Genomic DNA, 18,743 nt, shown 5'->3' on the forward strand with positions numbered 1-18,743 from the left:
GCTAGTAGCCCGGAGTTGTAGACCCCCACATTCACCAGACCGGTGCCGCGTTCGAGGCAGCGCTCCAGCAGCGGCCCGTCGGGCTGCTCCAGCAGGGTGTAGCGTCCGGCCAGCATGACCAGATCCAGATCGGAGGCTTCAACGCATTCCAGCGCCGCCTGCGCGGAATTCGTGCCGACCCCGATGGCCCGGATGAGTCCCTCGGCGCGCAGCTGCTCCAAGGCAGGAAGACCCTGGTCGATGCCTGCCTGGAGGTCATGGACATCGGGATCGTGCAGATAGGCGATGTCCACGCGGTCCAGACCGAGTCGTTCCAGGGACTCCTCGAGGCTGCGGCGGATCCCCGCCTCGGAGAAGTCCCAGACACGGCGGCTGGTGGCGGGCACGTCGAAGCCCTCGTCGTCACGGGCTCCGGCGTTGGAACCACCGGGCAACGCGTCCGGGTTGGGGGCCAGCAGCCGTCCCACCTTCGTGGAGATGACGAACTGATCCCGTGGCTTGGTGGCCAGCACGGCCCCCAGACGGCGCTCGGACAGACCGAGGCCGTAGTGCGGGGCCGTATCGAAGTACCTGACGCCCGAGTCCCAGGCGGCTTCCACGATGGCGGTTGCCTGGTCGTCGGGCATCGCCTTGTACAGGTTGCCGATGCCCGCGGCACCGAAACCCAGTCGACCCAGTTCGGGCGCACCGCCGGCTCCGGGTGCGGCGGTGCTCATGGCAGCGCCCACACCAGCGGAATGCCGGAGTCGTCGCCCGAGTAGTCGTCTTCGACGGCCAGCATTTCGGCCATCCGGGCCTGCCAGGGGACATTGGCTGGATGGTCGGCGATCGCATGGCGCATGGCCTGGTAATCGTCCACGTCCAGGACGTGGAAGAGGTCCAGACCGCTGCGCCAGATGCGCCAGTTGCGGACTCCGGCCTCCTTCAGGGCGGCGACCAGTTCGGCGGGGATCCCCGCGTGGGCGTCGGCGTAGTCCTGCTCGGCGCCGGGCTTGAGCTGGGTGTGCAGGGCAATGGTTTCAGGCATCGGTGGCTCCTGGTTCGGGGAAAGATCCACTTCCGGATGATGCGGAAACCGGCTGTCCGGTCCAGACGGGTCCATCGGGGAAACTGTAGTCGGCGAGGGACTTCTGCAACATCTCCGTTCCCGCGCCGGGGGTCGACGGTGGCCAGTAGTTCCCGCCGTGGACGTCCACGGGGGTGATGAAGTGCTCGTGCAGGTGGTCGACGAATTCGATCATCCGGCCTTCCAGCTCACCGGAAACGGCCACGAAGTCGAACATGGACAGATGTTGGACCGCTTCGCAGAGCCCCACGCCGCCGGCGTGCGGGCAGACGCGGACCCCGAATTTGGCGGCCAGCAGCAGGATCGCGACGTTTTCGTTCACCCCGGCCACCCGGGCGGCGTCGATCTGCAGGACCTGCAGGGACCCTGCCTGCAGCATCTGCTTGAAGACCACGCGGTTCTGGACATGTTCGCCGGTGGCCACCGGGATCGGTGCAACGCCGCGGGCGATGGCGGCATGACCCAGGATGTCGTCGGGGCTGGTGGGCTCCTCGATCCAGGCGATGCCGTAGGGGGCCAAATGTGACATCCAGTCGATGGCGTCGGCGACGTCCCACCGCTGGTTGGCGTCCACGGCGACCCCGATGTCCGGCCCCACGGCCTCGCGGGCAATGCGCACGCGGCGGATGTCGTCGTCCAACGAGGCCCCGACTTTGAGCTTGATCTGTTTGAACCCCTCGGCGACGGCTTCCTTGGACAACCGGGCCAGTTTCTCGTCGCTGTAGCCCAGCCATCCCGGGGTCGTCGTGTAGCCCGGGTAGCCCCCGGCCAGCAGCTCGGCACGGCGCGTGGCCTTGCCGGGTTCTGCACGCCGGAGGATCTCGAATGCTTCCTCGGGGGTCAGCGCATCGCTGAGGTAGCGGAAGTCCACCAGGGCCACGAGTTCCTCGGGGCTCATGGAGGCCAACAGATCCCAGAGCGGCATCCCGGCCCGTTTGGCCTTCAGATCCCAGAGGGCGTTCACGACGGCACCGATGGCCATATGCATCACGCCCTTTTCGGGGCCGAGCCACCGGAGCTGTGAATCGTTGTTGAGCATCTTCCAGGTGGTGCCCATGTCACCGAGCAGTTCCTCGACATTGGAACCCATGACGTGGTCGGCCAGTGCCTTGATGGCGGCGGTTTCGATTTCGTTGCCGCGGCCGATGGTGAACACGAAACCATGGCCCTCGAAACCGTCGCCCGCATCGGTGCCGATCGTCAAATACGCGGCCGAGTAGTCCGGGTCCGGGTTCATGGCATCCGAACCGTCGAGTTCCAGCGAAGTGGGGAAGCGGATGTCATAGACATCCACCGAGGTGATGACGCTCATGGTGCTCCTAGTTTCGCGGTGTCCCTGGAAATTTCCCTGATGGAGAACCGGGCAACACCGCACTCTGGCGATTCTGACTCTGCGCTCAACCCAAACATCCGATCTTTCTCTTGTCAATAAGTCTCTTTTGTGAGGTTTAGCAGATAATATAGATGAAGAGTTCGGATGTTAGAGCTGTGACGGAGGAAAAATGAACGTGAAATTTGCGCGTCTAGGCGCCCCCGGCGAAGAACAGCCGGTGGTCATTGCCCAGGAAGCCGACGGCGAGGAGAAATACTTCGATGTGTCGTCACTGACCAACGATATCGACGGAAGGTTCTTGGCCGGCGGCGGTGTGGCCCGCACCCGTGAAGCCCTGGAGTCGGGAAGCCTGCCGGAGATCGGGTCGGAAGGGGTCCGCGTCGGCTCACCGATTGCCCGGCCGGGATCCGTGGTCTGCATCGGCATGAACTATGTCGCCCATGCGGCGGAGTCCGGTGCGGAGCCGCCGACGATCCCCGTGGTCTTCCTCAAGCCCTCCAACACCGTCTGCGGACCCTATGACGCCGCGCCCATTCCTCCGTCGGCCCAGAAGTACGACTGGGAGGTGGAGCTGGGGATCGTCATCGGCCAGGATGCAACCTATCTTTCCGGCATCGAAGAAGCAGCTGCGTGCATTGCCGGTTTCGTCCAGGCCAACGACCTGTCCGAACGCGAATACCAGATCCCCGGTGCCGCCGGGCAGTGGACCAAGGGCAAGTCCCTGCCAGCATCCACGCCGCTGGGCCCGTGGATGGTTCCCGCCGATCAGCTCGACGGCGAAAAGCTCCGTTTGCGCTCCTGGGTCAATGGCGAACCGCGGCAGGACTCCAGCACGGAGGATCTCATCTTTGATCTGGCCACCGTGGTGCACCACGTCAGCCAATACATGCTCCTGGAACCGGGCGATGTCCTGTTGACCGGCACCCCGCAGGGAGTCGCCTTGTCCGGACGCTTCCCCTACATCCAGCCCGGTGACGTCATCGAGCTCGAAATCGAAGGACTCGGCCGGCAGCGCCAGGAGTTCTACCGCGCAACAGCTAAGGAAGCAGTATGAACAACGAATTCGAGAACCTCGTCGCCATCGTCACCGGCGGTGCCTCAGGTATTGGGGCCGCCGTCGCCGATCGTCTGGTCGCCGGTGGAGCGCAGGTGGCCGTGCTGGATCTGAACCCCGCAGGCAGCGAGTACTTCGGCGTCGAATGCAATGTCGCTGATGATGAGTCAGTGCGCTCCGCCGTCGACGCCGTCGTAGCCAAGTTCGGTCGCTTGGATATCGTGGTCAACAATGCCGGGATCGGTGCCCAGGGTGATATTGCTGCCAATGACGACGCCGAATGGGCTCGCGTGTTGAACATCAACGTGATCGGTATCGCTCGGGTCAGTCGCGCCGCGCTTCCGCATCTGCGCCAGTCGGACTCGGCGGCCATCGTGAACACCTGTTCCATCGCCGCCACGGCCGGGCTGCCGCAGCGTGCGCTGTATTCTGCTTCGAAGGGCGCCGTGCTCTCCTTGACGCTGGCCATGGCTGCCGACCACATCCGCGAAGGCATCCGCATGAACTGCGTCAACCCCGGAACGGTGGATACCCCCTGGATCGGACGCCTGCTGGACTCCGCCGAAGACCCCGCAGCCGAACGGGCCTCCCTCAACGCCCGTCAGCCGCACGGACGTCTGGTTGCCGCATCGGAAGTTGCCGGTGCCGTGGCCTACCTCGCGAGCCCACTCTCCGGCTCCGTGGCCGGAACCTCCATGGCCGTCGATGGCGGGATGCAGGGGCTGCGCCTCCGCCAGGAGTAGTACGGTCGACCCCGAACGATCTGGACGCCAGCGGACCATCGGTCCGCTGGCGTCACTTCTTTCTAGGCGTCGTCGTAGTACTGGCTGCTCTTGCCGTAGCCGGGGTCGAGTTCAGAACGTTGCATCCGGTGTTCGACCGGTTGGTCGATGCAGGGAGTAGAGACAAAGACCTCCATGGACGGCTTGGCGTACTTGGAGCCATTCCTGAGTTCGGCGGTGACTCCTAGATCGCCTTTGCCAAAGAAGAGCATGCGGGCTTCCCCTTCATGGCGCTTGACCTCGTTCTTCTTTTCCCAGCCGTCAGCTTGTAGGTGCTGGTCGATTCGGTCGAGGGCGTGGTGGGCCTTGCTCCGGGCATCGCCCTTGACCGCAGCGGTGGCCAGGCCAACCCAGCGGGTTTTCGTCTGCGGGGCGTCGTTTTCAGGGCGCAGACATGTTTCCTCACGGGCATCGTCGACCTTCAGGTCAGCGTCGTCTCCGACGACCTCCGATAGCTCTAGGAGCAGTGGCCCGACTTGCTGGCCCCGAGCTGTCGAGGCACTCGAGGCTTCAGAGGGATCGGGCGTGCTACTCGTTGAACATCCGGACATCAGGAACATGATCACGGCAAGGCCCGCAGCAACCGTCAGCAGTCGCGGTACGGTCTTGGGTTTCCGGCCGGAGTGTCCGGGGTGGTGGTTCACGGGTTCTTTGGCTTTCCGTCGGTGTCGGTTGTCCGCATCGGGCTGGAAGGCCTATTTCCAGTCGTCGTAGTACTGGCTGCTCTTGCCGTAGCCGGGGTCGAGTTCAGAACGTTGCATCCGGTGTTCGACGGGCTGATCGACGCAACGCGAGGTGAGTTTGATGTCGAGCGTCTCCTGGCCGGACGAGCGATGAAGCTCCGTGGTGATGCCAAGGTCGCTTTTCCGGAAGAACAGCTTCCGAACGCCGCCGACGTCGGTATCGGGTTTCTCGATTTCGTTCTCCTTCTCCCAGCCGTCGTCGACGAGTTGCTTTTCCAGATCGTCGAGTGACTGGTTTGCTGCGGCAGTATTGCTGGCTTCACCAATAGCCCAGCCGAGCCAGGACGTATTGACCTGTGGATTGTCCACCTCATGGGCCAGGCAACTTTCCTCGCGGACTCGTTTATAGCCCATCTCGGCACCCTCGGACAATGTGGTGAGGAACGGAGGCATCAACCGGGTGAATTCCTCCTTGAGCGACGCCGAGGACTTCGAGGCGTCTGCGGGACTCGGGGTGGTGGACATGGAGCAGCCTCCCAAAATAGGCATAAGGGCCAGGGCAGCAAGGGCGCCGGCGGCGAATCGTTGGTGACGGGTCATTGTTCCAAGCTCTCTGTCGGCACAGTCTCCAGCTTGCCGTAAGCGTAGTCCTCGGGGTTTCTCGCGAACGGTGAGAAAGTACCTGCACGAGGACCAGGATGCTGGCGGTCTTCTACGAATAGGCTGACGTTCCCGCCTTCGATGACCTCTTGGATGTTCTGAGCCGAGGTCGAGCCCGGTTTGAAGTACTCGACATGGCCCTTCACGATGGACTTGGGGTCGCTGCTGTCGAGGAAGCCCGACTCCAAACGGTGGGCGCCCATTTGTTGATCCGGGTAGCTCCCTGACCACCACGCCCTCCCGTGGTATCCGCCGCCGAAGTCCTGTGCCCAATGGATCGGGTCATCGCGGGTCTGGACCCAATAACGGTTGGCTTCTGAATTATTGTCATCTTCGGAGGGGCCGGTATCTTCGATGCTGCCAACATTATTGCCTGTACCAGCAGGAGCGACGTACACGATGTTGTCCGAGTTCAGGCCTTCGCGCTCGGCCGTGCCGAGGAGTGAGCCGCCGGCGCTGTATCCCACGTAAGTGCTGCGGGCATCGTCGGGAATCTCTGCGTCGACCGCGAAGTCGAAGGCGGCAAGCTTCGACGAACCCTCCTCGTTGTATTTGCTGGTCAGGTTGTCCGATACCTCATTCGGCAGGTCGGCCCCCTGCCAGTAGAAGGAGACCTTCCGGGGGGACGGGGCGCCATCGACCGCATCCAACCGCTCGGTGTAACTCTGGAGCTCGCCGAGGTCGGCGCCCGTACCTGGAACCAGGGTGGAAACCGTGTCGGTGTCCTCGGAGGGGGTTCCTTTCATGGAAACCACGCGCCCGTCACCGTCCAGCGAGACCATGACGACCTGGGTTTCATGTTCCCAGGCATATTCGAGACCCTCGGCCTGGCTCTGCAGATTATGCTTCCTCTCTTCCCACTCCTGATGTGCCGCTTCAAACAAACCCTGAGCCTCGTAGGCACGAACCCGATCATGGCCGGGTTTGGAGAAGGCGTCTGCGGTGAAGTCGTTGATGTTCGGTTCGGGATCCGCGGTGGCTTGCTTTCGACGGACCTGTTCGCGGAACCCGGCGACCGTGATGATGTTTGCCGTGGCGCGGGCGGCCATCGGCACGCCGTTGAGATTACCGAACTTCCCCGGGTACAACAGCAGCAACTTCTCCCGGCTCTTATCGCTCAAGCCCGACCAGGCGTCGCGGATACCGGCGATACCCTCGCGGGTGAGCTCGTCATTGTCCTCCATGGCGGTCAGCATGGTGGCTTCCGCGGAACCGGGGGTGGTTCCGGCCCTGAGCTCATTATTGGCCAGGGCCTCGGCAGCCTCGGGGTTGACGTTGGCCCAGACCCTCAGCTCGTCGGAAGACAAGCCGCGCAGGGAAGCCAGCAAGTCCTCGGGTCTGACCTTGCCGAAATCCTCATCGAGTCCGGAGGTGAAGTCGGCCCAGGACACCTTCGGCAGGGAGGACCCGCCGAGCGGCTCGGACATCGGCAGGGTGCTGCCGGTCCCCGCAGTAATGCCACCCAAGGCCTCCGCTGCCGTGGATTGGGCCGTTTCCCAGTCGCTTCGCAGCTGCCGCGCACGTTCGTTGAAGTCGGTCACCTCCGAAGTGGTTCCGGAGTCCTCCCCGTCCGGATCGGCCTCGACCTTGGACTTCAGACCCGGCAAGGCAGCATCCAGTGATTCGGACTCCTTTTGCAGTTTCCGTCCGGTATCGACGAAATCGCAGATCGCTGTTTTTGTCAGACACAGCGCATTGCTCCAGTCGTCCAGCGGCGTCGTCAGGTCATCGAGGGCTGCATAGACCGTGGCTTGGGTTTCATCATGCTCGTAGGCACCGGGAAGACGTTTCCAGGCTGTCTGTGCATCCTTCAGATAGCTCGACGTGGTACCGGCCCGGGTGTCCATATCCATGGCGGAGTCTTCGAGATCGTCCCAAGGGACGTCGATGCGGGGAAAGGTTCCAAGGGATGTCATCGGCCCTACCTCGAGAAGGTGAACGGGGACGCGGGCTTGCCGACGTCGAAGATCGGCGGTGTCTGATACGCGACGGGTACGCGGTCCAAGGCCGTCGATGCTTCGGTGGACATCTCCCCATCGGCGTGGATCAAGGCGAGGGCGGCGTCGGACACGGAGGTGGTCTTGCGGAACACCAGGCTGGCCACCCGCTGGCCGATGTCATCACGGGGGCTCCAGAAACGGCCGAACGCCGCGGAGACGGTGGTGGCATTCCCGAAGTTGCCGCTTGCGTCGTCGCCCGACGATTTGGTGTCTTTTGCTGCGGAACGCAGTGATTCCCCATCGGCGGCAACGTCGAGGAGGATCGCGTGCAATTGCGCAGGATCGATCTTGTAGGCCATGGCTTTCCCCCGGAAAAGTGGTAGCTGTGTGGTCAGGATTGGCCCCCTTGGCCGCCATGAGCCTCTCAGATGCGCAGGCCCGCCGTCCATGGGGAGAACTCCCCATCCGGTTTTGGTGCACGTGCCGGCCAGCGGGAGGCCGATGGGTTCCTGCAACCTCTAGCATCCGGGGGCCTGATCACGGCAGACTCGGGACATGGATATCCTTTCGAGCCGCGTGCTCCTGCGCCCGGTGAATCTGCAGCAAACCCAGGCGTTCTACCGTGACGTCCTCGATCTGGGGGTCTCCCGGGAGTTCGGCACCGGAGAGCAGACGGGCATCGTATTCTTTCTGGGCAACGGATTGCTGGAGGTCTCCGGTACGAGGGAACCTGGCACCCCGTCGTCGTTGGTCCTGTGGCTACAGGTGCGCGACGTCGTTGCCGAGCTGGAAATGATCGCTGCCCGCGGAGTCACGGCGGTGCGGGAAGCCCGTCAGGAGCCGTGGGGACTCATCGAGGCCTGGGTCGAGGACCCTGATGGAACGCGGATCGTGCTGGTCCAGATTCCACAGGACCACCCGATCCGGCGTGATCAGCGAGGTCTGTAAGAAAAGCCCCATCCTCCCGGGCAGCACCTGGAGGCGAGGAAGGTCTGTTGGCAGGCTAAGAACTGGGGCGAGGGGAGTGCCGGGAGCGCTGGACGACATGCCAGCCACCTAGGGGCAGGCCCGCAACAACCAAGAGGCCGGCCACCCACGGAGCCGGGTCCCAGGACCAACTCACGTTCCCGTCGACCACGGTGAATCCGCAGGCGAGAAGTATCGCGAGGATGGAGAGTGGGAGGAGAAGCGATCGTGCTGGTTTATTCGCCATGCGGCCGTCTCTCCTCGGGCCACGGCCGCCCACGGTGGTCGGGCTGCCACGGGTGGCCTGCCACCCACGCTACGCGCGGTGACCGGGGTGGTCCATGACTTTGCCGGGCACAAGAGCAGCACGACGCCGTCGACGACACCGGGTCAGGGTAAGCGGTCAAGCACCCACTGCCATCGGATCAGCTCCTGTTCCAGGCGGACGGCAGGGCCGTGTTCATCGTCGCGCAACGCCTGGTAAACGGAAGCTTCGGGATCCGTTAGCCGGGTCAGCGTGGCGCGCGACGGGGTCGGCTCGATACCCCAGATCTCACGGTGGCCCAGCAACGTTGCCTCGTCCATGAGGACGCTGGCCACCCCGGGATGCAACGAACGCAACTGGTCCAGGATCACGAAACCGTGCGTATCCAGGTCACCCCAATAGTGCACCTGGCATCCGTGGAGCCAGCGGGCATCGCGCAGCATGGAGAATCCGTAGCCGCCTCCGAAAAGTGCCAGAGTGCGCGGGCGCTCCGGCAGCGCCAGGAAGTTCACGAGGTTCTCCGTCACCACCACGCGTTCCACTGGCAGCTCGAGACTCGCGAAGGCCTCCGCCGTGATGGTCAGGTCCCGCGCGCCGCCCAGGACCGGGATGGCAGGATCCAGCATGCGGAACCGTACGCGTTCGGGCGGATGCAGGAATCCGTGTCGTTGGGCGAAGCGCGCGGCGGGGGAGCTGGGCGTGACCAGCAAGGACGCAGGCTCCGCAGCAGCGGGGGAGTCGGTCTCCCGGGATGCGTCGGCGGCAGGAGCCTCACCGCTGGCTGCAGCCCCGGTCGCCAGGATCGTTGCCATCGCCTCGATGATGCGCCGATGGCCCTCCACGAACTTGGTGTCCACGCCGGGCAGGCTCAATTGCCGGAGGTAGATGCCCGGACTGGGGTTCTCCTGCAGCCAAAGGGCCACCCGTGCCGCGGTGATGGCCCGTTGCCCGCAATCGAGCAGTTCCAGCGGTCGTTTGAGCGCCCAGGTCTTCAACAGCGGCTCCACGCCCACGAGCCGCTCGGTCAGTGAAACAAAGCGCTGCGCCTCCCGGCCTTTCCCGACGAAGGCGATTTCCTCGCGGGCCGAGGCGAACACCACGGCGGACGGTACCGCGTTGCTGCCGATCGTGGTGCGCCCGAGGTCCACGGTTTCCATCGTGAAGTCCCCGGAGGCTGCGAATAGTTCCCCGGCCCACGCCTTCGCCGCCCCGAAATCGGTGCGTAGCTGGGCGGCCGTGGGTTTCTTCAGCGGACGACGGCGGGGATAGGTCTGCGTCGGATCGATCAGCTCGCGGAGCAAGGAGCCACGATTCCAGGTGGTCCGGGAAAGCGCCCGCAGTTCCGCCACGCCCGTCCAGCGATTGGCGGGAGACTCAGAGGGCACGTCGTTCACGTTCGTCTCGATATTCCTGGATGGTCATATTGCGTAGTTGTGAGTCATCGCCGTGGGGATTGGCCACGAATCCGACGTGGGATACGAAGGGTTCGATGACATGGATCTTCTGCAGCGGCGTGACGATGAGCAACTGCAGCTTCATCCGTTGGAAGAGTTCCAGCCCGTAGCGGGCGGACTCGTCGGAGCCGCGGCCGAAGGCCTCGTCGATGACCACGAAACGGAAGCTGCGACCGGCACCGCCGCGCCCGGTCGGCGATCCCGCACCGAGGCCGAACTGGAACGCCAGCGCCGCGGCAAGGATGGTGTAAGCCAGTTTCTCCTTCTGTCCGCCGGATTTGCCGCCGGAATCGGTGAAGTGCTCGTACTCCTCGCCGGTTTCGGTCCATTTTTCCGAGGCGGAGAAGGTGAACCAGTTCCGCACATCCGTGACCTTTGTGGTCCACCGCTCGTCCAGTGCCGTGTAGCCCTCGCGGCCGCGGAACCGCTCGATGAGACGCTCGACCTGCAGATATTTCTGCTCGGAATACTGATCGGTGTCGCCGAGGCTGCCCTCCGAGCATGCCCGCAGATCGAGTCCGAACTGGCGCACCTCCAGGTCGGTGCTGCTCTGCGGTTCCAATTGGATATGTCGGCCGGGATTGTACTCGATGCCCGCCAGGGAACGGTTGATTTCCCGGATACGACTGCGGATGTCCTGAACGCGGCTGTCCAGAAAGGCGTTGAACGCAACGACCTCGTGGATGGTGTTCTGGTTCAGCGACTCCTTGAAGTGCGCTTCGAAACGGGGCAGACCGTTGTCCACCAGCTCGTCCAGCAGCCGGGTGTAGTCATCGGCTGCCTCCAGGGTGGCGTCCATTTCCGTGGTTTCGTTCGGGTATCTGTTGCGGAAGTCGGACATCTGCCGCACGGTGTTCTCCGCCGCGCGGGTCAGCCGCTTGAACAGGGCGTCGATGGCGTCGGTGAGGCGGTTCCTGACCGTGCTCTCGACGCTACTGGTGTTCTTATAGGTCAGCTCCTTGCCGTCCAGGGCCTGGGTGGTCAGTTGCCTGACAGCGGCGAGCACCCTCTCATCGTCGGTCAGCGGGGTCTCGGCGAGGGTTTCCCGGCAGTCGGTGATCGTCTCGGCGATCGACCTAGTGGCGTGCTCGTTGGCGCCGAGGCGCTCACTGAGCTTGCGGTCCTTCCCCTCCAACCGCGTCACCTCGTCCGCGAGTTCGCTCTCGCGGGCGGTCAACTGGGCCAACACGTCGTTGCTCGCCTCGAGACCCGCCCGTTCCCGGCGCAAACCCTCCACCCGGCGAACGGTGAGTTGCCAGCCGATTTCGGTGAAGTCGGCGATCGACCGGACGGTTCCCAGCTGCTGATGCTGCCGGGCCAGGGTGCCCAACGGTTCGTCCACCGCAGCCAGTTCCCGCTGGGTGGCCGCCAGTCGGCTCTGCAGATCCTCCCGCTCGGCCAGGAAGCGGGCGATCTTGGCCTGGTTGTCCCACCCGAGCACGAAGTTGCGGCGGTCGGTGATGTCCCGGCGATCGTCCTTCTCATGCCGCCCGCGCCCACCCTTGAGCTGGCCGTTCATCGTCAGGGCCCGGGGGTAGCGGCGGAATTCCTCGAGGCTGTCACAACAGTAGTAGTCGAACCGGCTGGCCAGCTCGTCGAGCAGGAAATCCCGGAACGGGGTTCCTTGTTTCACAGCGATCTTCGCGGCCAGGGTTCCCGGTTCCGCGGCCTTGGCCTGCCGAGTGTCGGCAATCCGGCGGTAGACCAGCCGGCCGCGCAGGTTGTTCCCGTCGACCCAGGCGCTCACTGCCGCATAGTGGGCGGCGGGCACCAGCATCGACAGGGCGAAACCGTGCAGGGTGCGTTCCGCAGCCCCCTCCCAAGAGCCTTCGCCGTCACGGACCTGCAGCAGTTCCCCGGCATAGGGGAGCGCGGATTCAGGGACGCCCGTTCCCTCGCAGAGGCGGCTGCGCAGTTCGAGCTGTGGTCGCGGCAACAGGTTGGGTCGGGACCCCAGACTAGTAAGTTCCGCCCCGAGATCGGCCAGCCGCTGGTCGAGCTCCGCGCGTTCGATCCGCGCGGTGGTTCGTCGCTCCTGCAGTTCCTCGGAGCGGGACTGGAGTCCGGCCTCCACCTCTTCCAAACGGGAGCGGTTGCGGTCGAAGAGCACGCGGTCCTGAGGAACCTGCAGCCCCAGCGCGGTGGCGGCGTCCGCGTAGGAATCGAATCGGGCGCGTTGGCGTCCCCGTTCCTCCTCCAGGGTCGACACCTCGGCATCGATGGCTGCCAGCCGGCCTCCTCCGTTGGTGCGGATGTCCTCGCGAACGGTGGAGAGTTCGTGGCGCCGACGCGTGATGTCCACGCCCAGCGTCCGGGCGTCTTCGTGCAGTCGGGTTCCGGTGGCCTCCAGCTCCGCGTGGTGCTCACGACCTAAAGCCAGCTGCCGGTCGGTGAACCATGGATGCAGCGCGTCGCGCTGGGCCCGGGATTGTTCGTCCTCGTGGTTCAGCCGGGCATGCTGGGCGGCACCGTCGCGGATCGGCGTCAGCAGGGTGATCTGGTCTTTGGCGCGCAACACTGCTTCGTGCGCCTTCTTCAGGTTGTCGAAGTGGTGGATGAGGTTGGCCACCCGGGTGCCGGCATCGTCGTCCTCGAGCATATTGGTCCGCACGAAGGAGGTGATGTTCTCGACCTGCTTCATGGATACGGTGCGGTGGAACAGGTCCATGGCCTGGTTGCCGCCGATTCCGAACTGGCGTTTGAAGGCGCTGCAATACGGGTCGAAGGTATCGTGGACGACCGTACCGGCCGCGCGCAGTTTCTTCTTCAGTTTCGCCGGATCCTGTCCGAAGTGGGAGAAGTCCTCGGCGATGGACTGACCGGTCTCGGCGAGTGAGTAGAAACGGTTGGGCTGCCCGGCCTCCTGGGTGGCCCACAGGGTGATGGCCAACGTGACCGTCTTGTCGAGCTGGTCGTTGTGGAAGACGCCGAGCACCACCGACAAGGTCCCGGGCCGGCGCAGCGCCACCGGCCGGGAATGTTCCCCACCGGCACCACGCGCGCTCTTGTGGAAGCCCCGGACGTAGGACATCAGGGTGCGTTCCTTTTTCTGCGCTCCGGCGGCCTTGTTGTAGTCGATCCGGTGCGCTGGCAGCAGCAGGGTGGTGATGGCATCGACCACCGTGGACTTCCCGGAGCCGATGTCGCCGGTGAGCAGGCTGTTGGAGCCGTCGAGTCGAAAGGTCCGGACCCCTTCGTGGAAGGTGCCCCAATTGAGCAGTTCCAGACGGCGTAGCCGGAAACCCGGTGCCGTGTCGCCCTCGTCGGGTTCCTCATCCAGGCTGAAGAGACTGTCCTGCAGGTCGGTGCTCATGCGCCCCCCTCCGTGGTCGAGGGCGTGGCCGCGGAGCCGTCCCGTGCCAGGGAGGAACGGTAGTCGGCCAGTCGCGCATCGAACTCCTCCAGCCATTGGGCGTCGACGAAGGCCTTGAGTATGCGCATCACCTCGTAGGTGCCCGGCTGGCCACGCAGTTTGCGCAGGAATCCGAGATCGACCACCTTCTTGATGTCTGCGCCGAGACGGTCCAGGACGCGGGCTTCGTTGCTGGATGGGGGCAGGAACACCGAGACCATGTCCGCGAGGTCCTGTTCGGTCATGATCAGCCGCAGTTCGCTGCTGTTGGTGTCGAACTCGAGCATGCGTCCGCGCAGCAGCGCCAGTAGCAGGCTGACGTTGAAGGTCAGCTGGCGGCGGGGGATCAGCCGCGGGAGCTGGTTCTCCGGATCATCTCGTGAGCGCAGGAACGCATACCCTTCCGGCTCGTCCAGGATCAGATCCAGTCCGAGCACGGCCACGTAGTCGCGGACCTGGGATTCCAGACCCAGGAGGGACTGCCAGTTCTTCGGGTCCACCTCGGCATAGAGCACCCCCTTGAACAGCCGGGTGACGACGCCGGGTAGTTCCTCCGGCGTCCTGGCCGCTCCGGTGCCCGTTTCGGTTGTTTCGGTGCTCATGTCGGCCTCACGAAGATGATCTGGTCGATGTCCGCCTCGCGGATGCTGCCATCGGGCAACGTCCAGGAGAGCTTTTGGGTGGATTGCGCGTCAATGGAGGCCCAGGGAGAGTCGGTGGCCAACTGGTAGTACGCCACGATCTCGGCCAATCCCTGTGTCAGTGGATAGGCGCCGGTGACCTCGGCCAGCGTTGCCTGCGGGAGTCCGGCCAGCACGGCGTCGATATTCGCGTTGAGCCGCCCCGGATCGACGTGGAACTGAGTGAAGAGGGCTTCGGCGTCGAGATCGGTGTCGTCGGCGGTGACCACGTCGTCGTCCACCAGCACCTTGCGACTAGATTCGTAGAGGGGGCGTTCGAAGGGCAGCGCCACGTGGACGGCGGGTGCGGCGATGTCCACGAACGGACCCGACGGAGGCTGGTCCCGGGTGGCCAGGGCACCGGATTCGACGCCGCGGATCAGTTGCATGACGCGCTTATTCTCCAGGAACACCTTGTCATCGAGTAGCCGACGCATCTGCTGGGACAGTTGGCGGACGGTGTTCTGCGTCTGCTCGACTGCTGGAAGCCAGTCCTGGTGGAGGTGGGCCAGAGCCTGCAGATTCGGTTCCTGCGCCAGCGCTTCGATGCGGGTGGCCCGGTGCAGCAGGTCCTGCAGTTCGCTACGCCGTTGCGGGGACATCAGATAGTCCCAGAACCCCTGGAAGGTGCGGCCCTGGAGGGAACTGCTGATGTCCTGCTGGTTGGCGAAGATGCTGGCCAGCAGATCGCCCTGGCTACCCTCCCAGGTGGTGATCTGTTCCCGGACCGCCCGGTCCAGGGCGCGGAAGTTCTGCTCGACCTCGCGGAAGTCCGAGAGCAGGTCCTGGGCGAGTGTGGTCAGCTGCTGGAAGTGGTCTCGAGCCTCTGGGGCGCTCATGACGCGCAGATGCCCGTCGCGGATGCGCTGCATCTGCGCGTCGATCCCGTCGCGCTGGCGTTGCAATTCGTCCAGGCGGACCTCCGGGTCGGTTTCCGATTCCTGGACCAGTTGCTGCAGGACCGCGAAGATGCTGGTCAGCCGTGACTGAGTGGCCACGAAATCCCGGCCGCGCAGGCCCTCCACCCAGCGGATCACATCCTCGGCTGCGGCGGTCAGGTCATAGCGGGGTTCGTCCTGGTCGGGGACGTAGTACTTGCGGAGCCAGGACCGTTCTGGGGCAGCCCAATCGTCGAGGTATTCGGCGGCTGGCTTGGGGAAGGCGTCCTCCTCCGCCGCCTCGCGCAGCACGAACAGGAGGTCCTCGAGCAGGTCGATGAGTTGCTGGCGACCGATATTGCGCTGGTTCGGTCCGGTGAATGCCTGCATGAAGAAGGACAGAGCCAGCGGTGCGTTCTGGGCGCGCAGCAGGGACCACCCGGCGTGGTGGTCACGCAGGGAGCTGATTGCGTAGAAATCCATCTTTTCCTTGCCGGCCGGTACTGTTCTTGGTGGCTAGGGTCCATGGTACGGGCCGGAGCCGTTGGCGGGGCCCGTATACCCCGTGCGGGACGGTTCAGGACGCTTGGTCCGAACCGGCTTCGATCGAGGCCATGAGACTGCGGAACGTCTCCTCCAAGGCGATGGCCCGGAAGGCGTTCTCCTGAATGACCAGGTCGTGGCACAACAGGTCGTGCAGGGCATCGAGCGTTGCGGTGCAATGGGCCAGCTGTTCGTCCTTCATATCGGCGTCCTCGCAGGCATGAATGGCATCGTTCTTCTTGAGGTCTCCCAGCTCCTCGATCTCATCGGCGAGCGAGGTGTCCAGCAGGCGCAGCTGGTAGAACCGCCCGTCAGGCCCACGTTCGTCGTACTCATTGGCCTCGTCGATGATGAGGCCGATCGAGATTTCGGCGGGCAGGAGGGCGACGTATTGGCCCGTGAGGCGTTGCGGCGTTCCCACCGGGTCCCAGACGAGGCTGCCGTCGAGGGTTCGGTCGTAGAGGGCATCGACCACGGCATGCCATTGCTCGGAGTCGAAGTCGAAATGCCCGTGGTAGTCAAGATCCTCGAACTCCCGGACCGAAAGGTAGACCTCGCCGGGCTCGATTCCCTGGATGGCATCCACCAGCTGCCGGAAGGTGATGGACGCGTTTTCCACGGCACTGAGACGTCGCGCGAAGGCAACCTCATCCGCCACCGCCTCGTGCAGCTCCTTGAGCGGGGTCCTCCCCTTGGCACCCTCGGCGTTGACGCGCAGCGTATTGGAGAATTCATGCCCGCCCGGCTCCAGCCGGCGCACGCACGACTCGAAGGCGGACTCGGCAGCATTATTGCGCAGGGAGAAGCGTGTCCGGCCGGCTGTGAAACGGCAACTGAAGCCCCATGTCCACTCTGCCTCGTCGTCGTCTGCGGAGATGGGGGACCAGATCACCGCCCGGGTGCGCGTGCGGTCGAGCAGTTGTCCGACGATGTCCTGCCAATGCGCCGTATCGAGACCGAGCATGAGATTCCCCCCTTGGTTGCCGGTCCTTTTCGAAGGTAGTGGGCACGCCCGACACTTTGGGTCGCAGGGTCTTCCGAACGCGACACCACGCCGGAACCCAAGGCTCCGGCGTCGTGCGGTGTTCTGCTGCAGTGGTGGGCTGTCTCTACTTCATGGCCTCGACCGCCAGCAGGGGGGCGAAGAACGCGGCGAGCTCGTCCGTGGCGGTCAGCGGCAGCACGTGGGACACGTACTGGTCCGGGCGGACGACGACGATGGCGCCCTTCCGGGAGATACCCCGTTCGTCGAAGATATCCTCGCCGGGCACGACGCCGAAGACCTTCTCCAGGTAGTCGAGCTTGAACGGCCCGACCTCGGGCTTGAAGACCTTGGGGACGGCGTTGATGTCGATGTCCTCGTGGCGCTGCTGGTAGATGACCCGCACGTCGAACCAAGCGTCGAGGTCCATCCCCTCGGGGGTGGCGGCCAGCGGGGAGCCGGGGGCGACGGTCAGCCATTCGGCCAGTTCCGTGGTGGGGGAGTCGGCGCCGGCGGTGGCTTCATCGGCGAAGACGTAGATCCGCCAGCGGCCGTCGGCGGTGGCCTGGTGGCCCAGGTGGAGCGGGTTGGTGTCGCAGACCCGTGAGGCCATGGCCGACTTGAACCGCTTGCCCACGGGGTAGCCGGTGGCCAGCTCCTGGTGCGTGGTCTCGCCGGTGACCACCGAGGGGGCGTATTCGGTCATGAAGCCGGCGGGGAACTCGGCGGTGGCGACGTAGAAGTCCTCGAGCTCCGAGGGGGTGTCGAACTCCTCGGGCTTCTTGGCCATCATGGTGGACCATTCCTTATCGAAGTCGATGAGGTTCTTGGCCACGACCTGGCGTTCGGCCGAGTAGGTGGACAGCAGCGATTCGGGGCTGCGGCCCTCGAGCACGTGGGCGAGCTTCCAGGCGATGTTGAAACCGTCCTGCATCGAGACGTTCATGCCCTGACCGGCCTTGGCCGAGTGGGTATGGCAGGCGTCACCGGTGATGAACACGCGCGGGGCATCGATCCCGATCCGGTCGGGAGCCACGTCGTCGAACCGGTCGGTCAGCCGGTGGCCGACCTCGTACACACTGTTCCAGGCGACGTGGCGGACGTCGACCGTGTAGGGGTGCAGGATGTCGTTCGCGCGGGAGATGACCTCCTCGATGGAGGTGGTGCGGACCTTGCCGTGGTCGTCCTCGGGGACCACGCCCAGGTCGACGTACATGCGGAAGAGGTGCCCGCCCTCGCGCGGGATCAACAGAATCGATCCGCCGTCGTGCGACTGGATGGCGCATTTGGTGCGGATGTCGGGGAAGTCGGTCTTGGCCAGCACGTCCATGACGCCCCAGGCGTGGTTGGCCTTGTCCCCGGCCATGGTGCAGCCGATCGCCGAGCGGACCTTGGAGCGGGCGCCGTCGCAGCCGATGACGTATTTGGCGTGGACCGTCTTCTTCGTCCCTTCGTCCTCCCCGGCGCTGCGCACCAGCGAGACCTTCACCGGGTGATCGCCTTCTCCGGTGACTTCGAGGCCCTCGAACTCCCAGCCGAAGTCGGGGGTCAGCCGGGAGGGGGAGTGGGCGGCGACGTCGGCGAAGTAGTCCAGCACCCGGGCCTGGTTGACGATCAGGTGCGGGAACTCGCTGACGCCGGTGGCGTCGTCCACGGCGCGGCCGCCACGGCTGATGTGGGTGGGGTTCTCGGTGTCCGGGCGCCAGAAGGCCATCTCGGTGATCTGGTAGGCCTCGGAGGTGATCCGGTCGGCGAATCCGAAGGCCTGGAAGGTCTCGACGCTGCGGGCCTGGATGCCGTCGGCCTGGCCGATCTCCAGGCGACCGCCGCGGCGTTCGATGATCCGGGTGTTGATGTTGGGGAATTCGGCGAGTTGGGCTGCGGCGAGCATGCCGGCGGGGCCGGAGCCGACGATGAGTACATCGACCTGCTCGGGCAGCTCCTCGGGGCGGTCGATGCCGACGCCTGCGGCGGGCTCGATGCGCGGATCGCCGGAAACGTAGCCGTGGTGGTGGAACTGCACGGGATGTCCTCACTTCGTTGTGCTGATCAGGGTAGCGTGTTCTATATTTGAACTTCATATTCGATAGTTGAACACGTAATCT

At 64.7% G+C, this 18,743-nt stretch carries 16 protein-coding genes; 3 read left to right on the forward strand and 13 right to left on the reverse strand.

From position 1 onward, the window contains the following. The 3 genes from ACT3S2_RS07835 to ACT3S2_RS07845 all read right to left on the reverse strand — a co-directional run. The coding region (locus ACT3S2_RS07835) for an aldo/keto reductase (RefSeq protein ID WP_444561500.1) at nucleotides 1-716 on the reverse strand (716 nt) is incomplete at its 3' end. Next, nucleotides 713-1,027 (reverse strand): L-rhamnose mutarotase, encoded by a 315-nt coding sequence (locus ACT3S2_RS07840; RefSeq protein WP_443383127.1) that lies wholly within the window; start codon nucleotides 1,025-1,027, stop codon nucleotides 713-715. The genes ACT3S2_RS07835 and ACT3S2_RS07840, both read right to left, overlap by 4 nt. Further along, on the reverse strand, nucleotides 1,020-2,378 hold the full coding sequence (locus tag ACT3S2_RS07845; protein ID WP_444561501.1) for an L-fuconate dehydratase: 1,359 nt from the start codon (nucleotides 2,376-2,378) through the stop codon (nucleotides 1,020-1,022). The genes ACT3S2_RS07840 and ACT3S2_RS07845 overlap by 8 nt, the downstream gene beginning before the upstream one ends. Before the next feature lie 190 nt (nucleotides 2,379-2,568). Between ACT3S2_RS07845 and ACT3S2_RS07850 the strand changes: the two genes are divergently transcribed. Together ACT3S2_RS07850 and ACT3S2_RS07855 are read left to right on the forward strand one after the other, a co-directional pair. Continuing rightward, nucleotides 2,569-3,453: a fumarylacetoacetate hydrolase family protein gene (locus tag ACT3S2_RS07850; RefSeq protein ID WP_444561502.1), complete on the forward strand. Its 885-nt coding sequence runs from the start codon at nucleotides 2,569-2,571 to the stop codon at nucleotides 3,451-3,453. Beyond that, nucleotides 3,450-4,196 carry an SDR family NAD(P)-dependent oxidoreductase gene (locus tag ACT3S2_RS07855; RefSeq protein WP_444561503.1) on the forward strand — a complete coding sequence of 249 codons (747 nt, stop codon included), beginning with the start codon at nucleotides 3,450-3,452 and terminating at the stop codon, nucleotides 4,194-4,196. The genes ACT3S2_RS07850 and ACT3S2_RS07855 overlap by 4 nt, the downstream gene beginning before the upstream one ends. Nucleotides 4,197-4,258: 62 nt before the next feature. On the opposite strand, the gene ACT3S2_RS07860 is transcribed toward ACT3S2_RS07855, so the two are convergent. The 4 genes from ACT3S2_RS07860 to ACT3S2_RS07875 all read right to left on the reverse strand — a co-directional run bounded on the left by ACT3S2_RS07860 (nucleotide 4,259) and on the right by ACT3S2_RS07875 (nucleotide 7,877). Beyond that, a complete protein-coding gene (locus ACT3S2_RS07860; protein ID WP_443383137.1) occupies nucleotides 4,259-4,879 on the reverse strand; it encodes a hypothetical protein in 621 nt (206 codons plus the stop codon). Between the two features lie 51 nt (nucleotides 4,880-4,930). After that, nucleotides 4,931-5,443, reverse strand: a complete 513-nt coding sequence (locus tag ACT3S2_RS07865) for a hypothetical protein (protein ID WP_443383140.1) — start codon at nucleotides 5,441-5,443, stop codon at nucleotides 4,931-4,933. Between the two features lie 71 nt (nucleotides 5,444-5,514). After that, entirely contained in the window at nucleotides 5,515-7,494 is a 1,980-nt protein-coding gene (locus ACT3S2_RS07870) for a hypothetical protein (RefSeq protein WP_444554090.1), read from the reverse strand. Between the two features lie 5 nt (nucleotides 7,495-7,499). Next, nucleotides 7,500-7,877: a hypothetical protein gene (locus tag ACT3S2_RS07875; RefSeq protein WP_444554089.1), complete on the reverse strand. Its 378-nt coding sequence runs from the start codon at nucleotides 7,875-7,877 to the stop codon at nucleotides 7,500-7,502. Between the two features lie 196 nt (nucleotides 7,878-8,073). Here ACT3S2_RS07875 and ACT3S2_RS07880 point away from each other — a divergent pair, with 196 nt between their 5' ends. Continuing rightward, nucleotides 8,074-8,466, forward strand: coding sequence for a VOC family protein (locus ACT3S2_RS07880; RefSeq protein WP_443383149.1), 393 nt, complete (start codon nucleotides 8,074-8,076; stop codon nucleotides 8,464-8,466). Nucleotides 8,467-8,874: 408 nt separating this feature from the next. On the opposite strand, the gene ACT3S2_RS07885 is transcribed toward ACT3S2_RS07880, so the two are convergent. The 6 genes from ACT3S2_RS07885 to ACT3S2_RS07910 form a co-directional block, all read right to left on the reverse strand. Continuing rightward, nucleotides 8,875-10,134, reverse strand: a complete 1,260-nt coding sequence (locus ACT3S2_RS07885) for a Wadjet anti-phage system protein JetD domain-containing protein (protein WP_443383152.1) — start codon at nucleotides 10,132-10,134, stop codon at nucleotides 8,875-8,877. Further along, complete coding sequence (locus ACT3S2_RS07890; RefSeq protein ID WP_444561504.1) at nucleotides 10,124-13,516, reverse strand: ATP-binding protein; 3,393 nt, start codon at nucleotides 13,514-13,516, stop codon at nucleotides 10,124-10,126. The genes ACT3S2_RS07885 and ACT3S2_RS07890 overlap by 11 nt, the downstream gene beginning before the upstream one ends. Further along, nucleotides 13,513-14,157 (reverse strand): DUF4194 domain-containing protein, encoded by a 645-nt coding sequence (locus tag ACT3S2_RS07895; protein WP_444554086.1) that lies wholly within the window; start codon nucleotides 14,155-14,157, stop codon nucleotides 13,513-13,515. The genes ACT3S2_RS07890 and ACT3S2_RS07895 overlap by 4 nt, the downstream gene beginning before the upstream one ends. Continuing rightward, the gene (locus ACT3S2_RS07900) at nucleotides 14,154-15,596 is read right to left on the reverse strand and encodes a DUF3375 domain-containing protein (protein WP_444561505.1); all 1,443 of its coding nucleotides are present in this window, start codon (nucleotides 15,594-15,596) and stop codon (nucleotides 14,154-14,156) included. Before ACT3S2_RS07900 ends, ACT3S2_RS07895 begins: the two co-directional genes overlap by 4 nt. A gap of 94 nt (nucleotides 15,597-15,690) precedes the next feature. Further along, a complete protein-coding gene (locus ACT3S2_RS07905; RefSeq protein WP_444554085.1) occupies nucleotides 15,691-16,620 on the reverse strand; it encodes a hypothetical protein in 930 nt (309 codons plus the stop codon). 145 nt (nucleotides 16,621-16,765) lie between these two features. Continuing rightward, the gene (locus ACT3S2_RS07910; protein ID WP_444561506.1) at nucleotides 16,766-18,661 is read right to left on the reverse strand and encodes an FAD-binding monooxygenase; all 1,896 of its coding nucleotides are present in this window, start codon (nucleotides 18,659-18,661) and stop codon (nucleotides 16,766-16,768) included. Nucleotides 18,662-18,743: the final 82 nt, after the last annotated feature.

Origin of the sequence: Arthrobacter sp. AOP36-A1-22, assembly GCF_052377615.1 — a bacterium.
GTDB lineage: Bacteria > Actinomycetota > Actinomycetes > Actinomycetales > Micrococcaceae > Arthrobacter_H.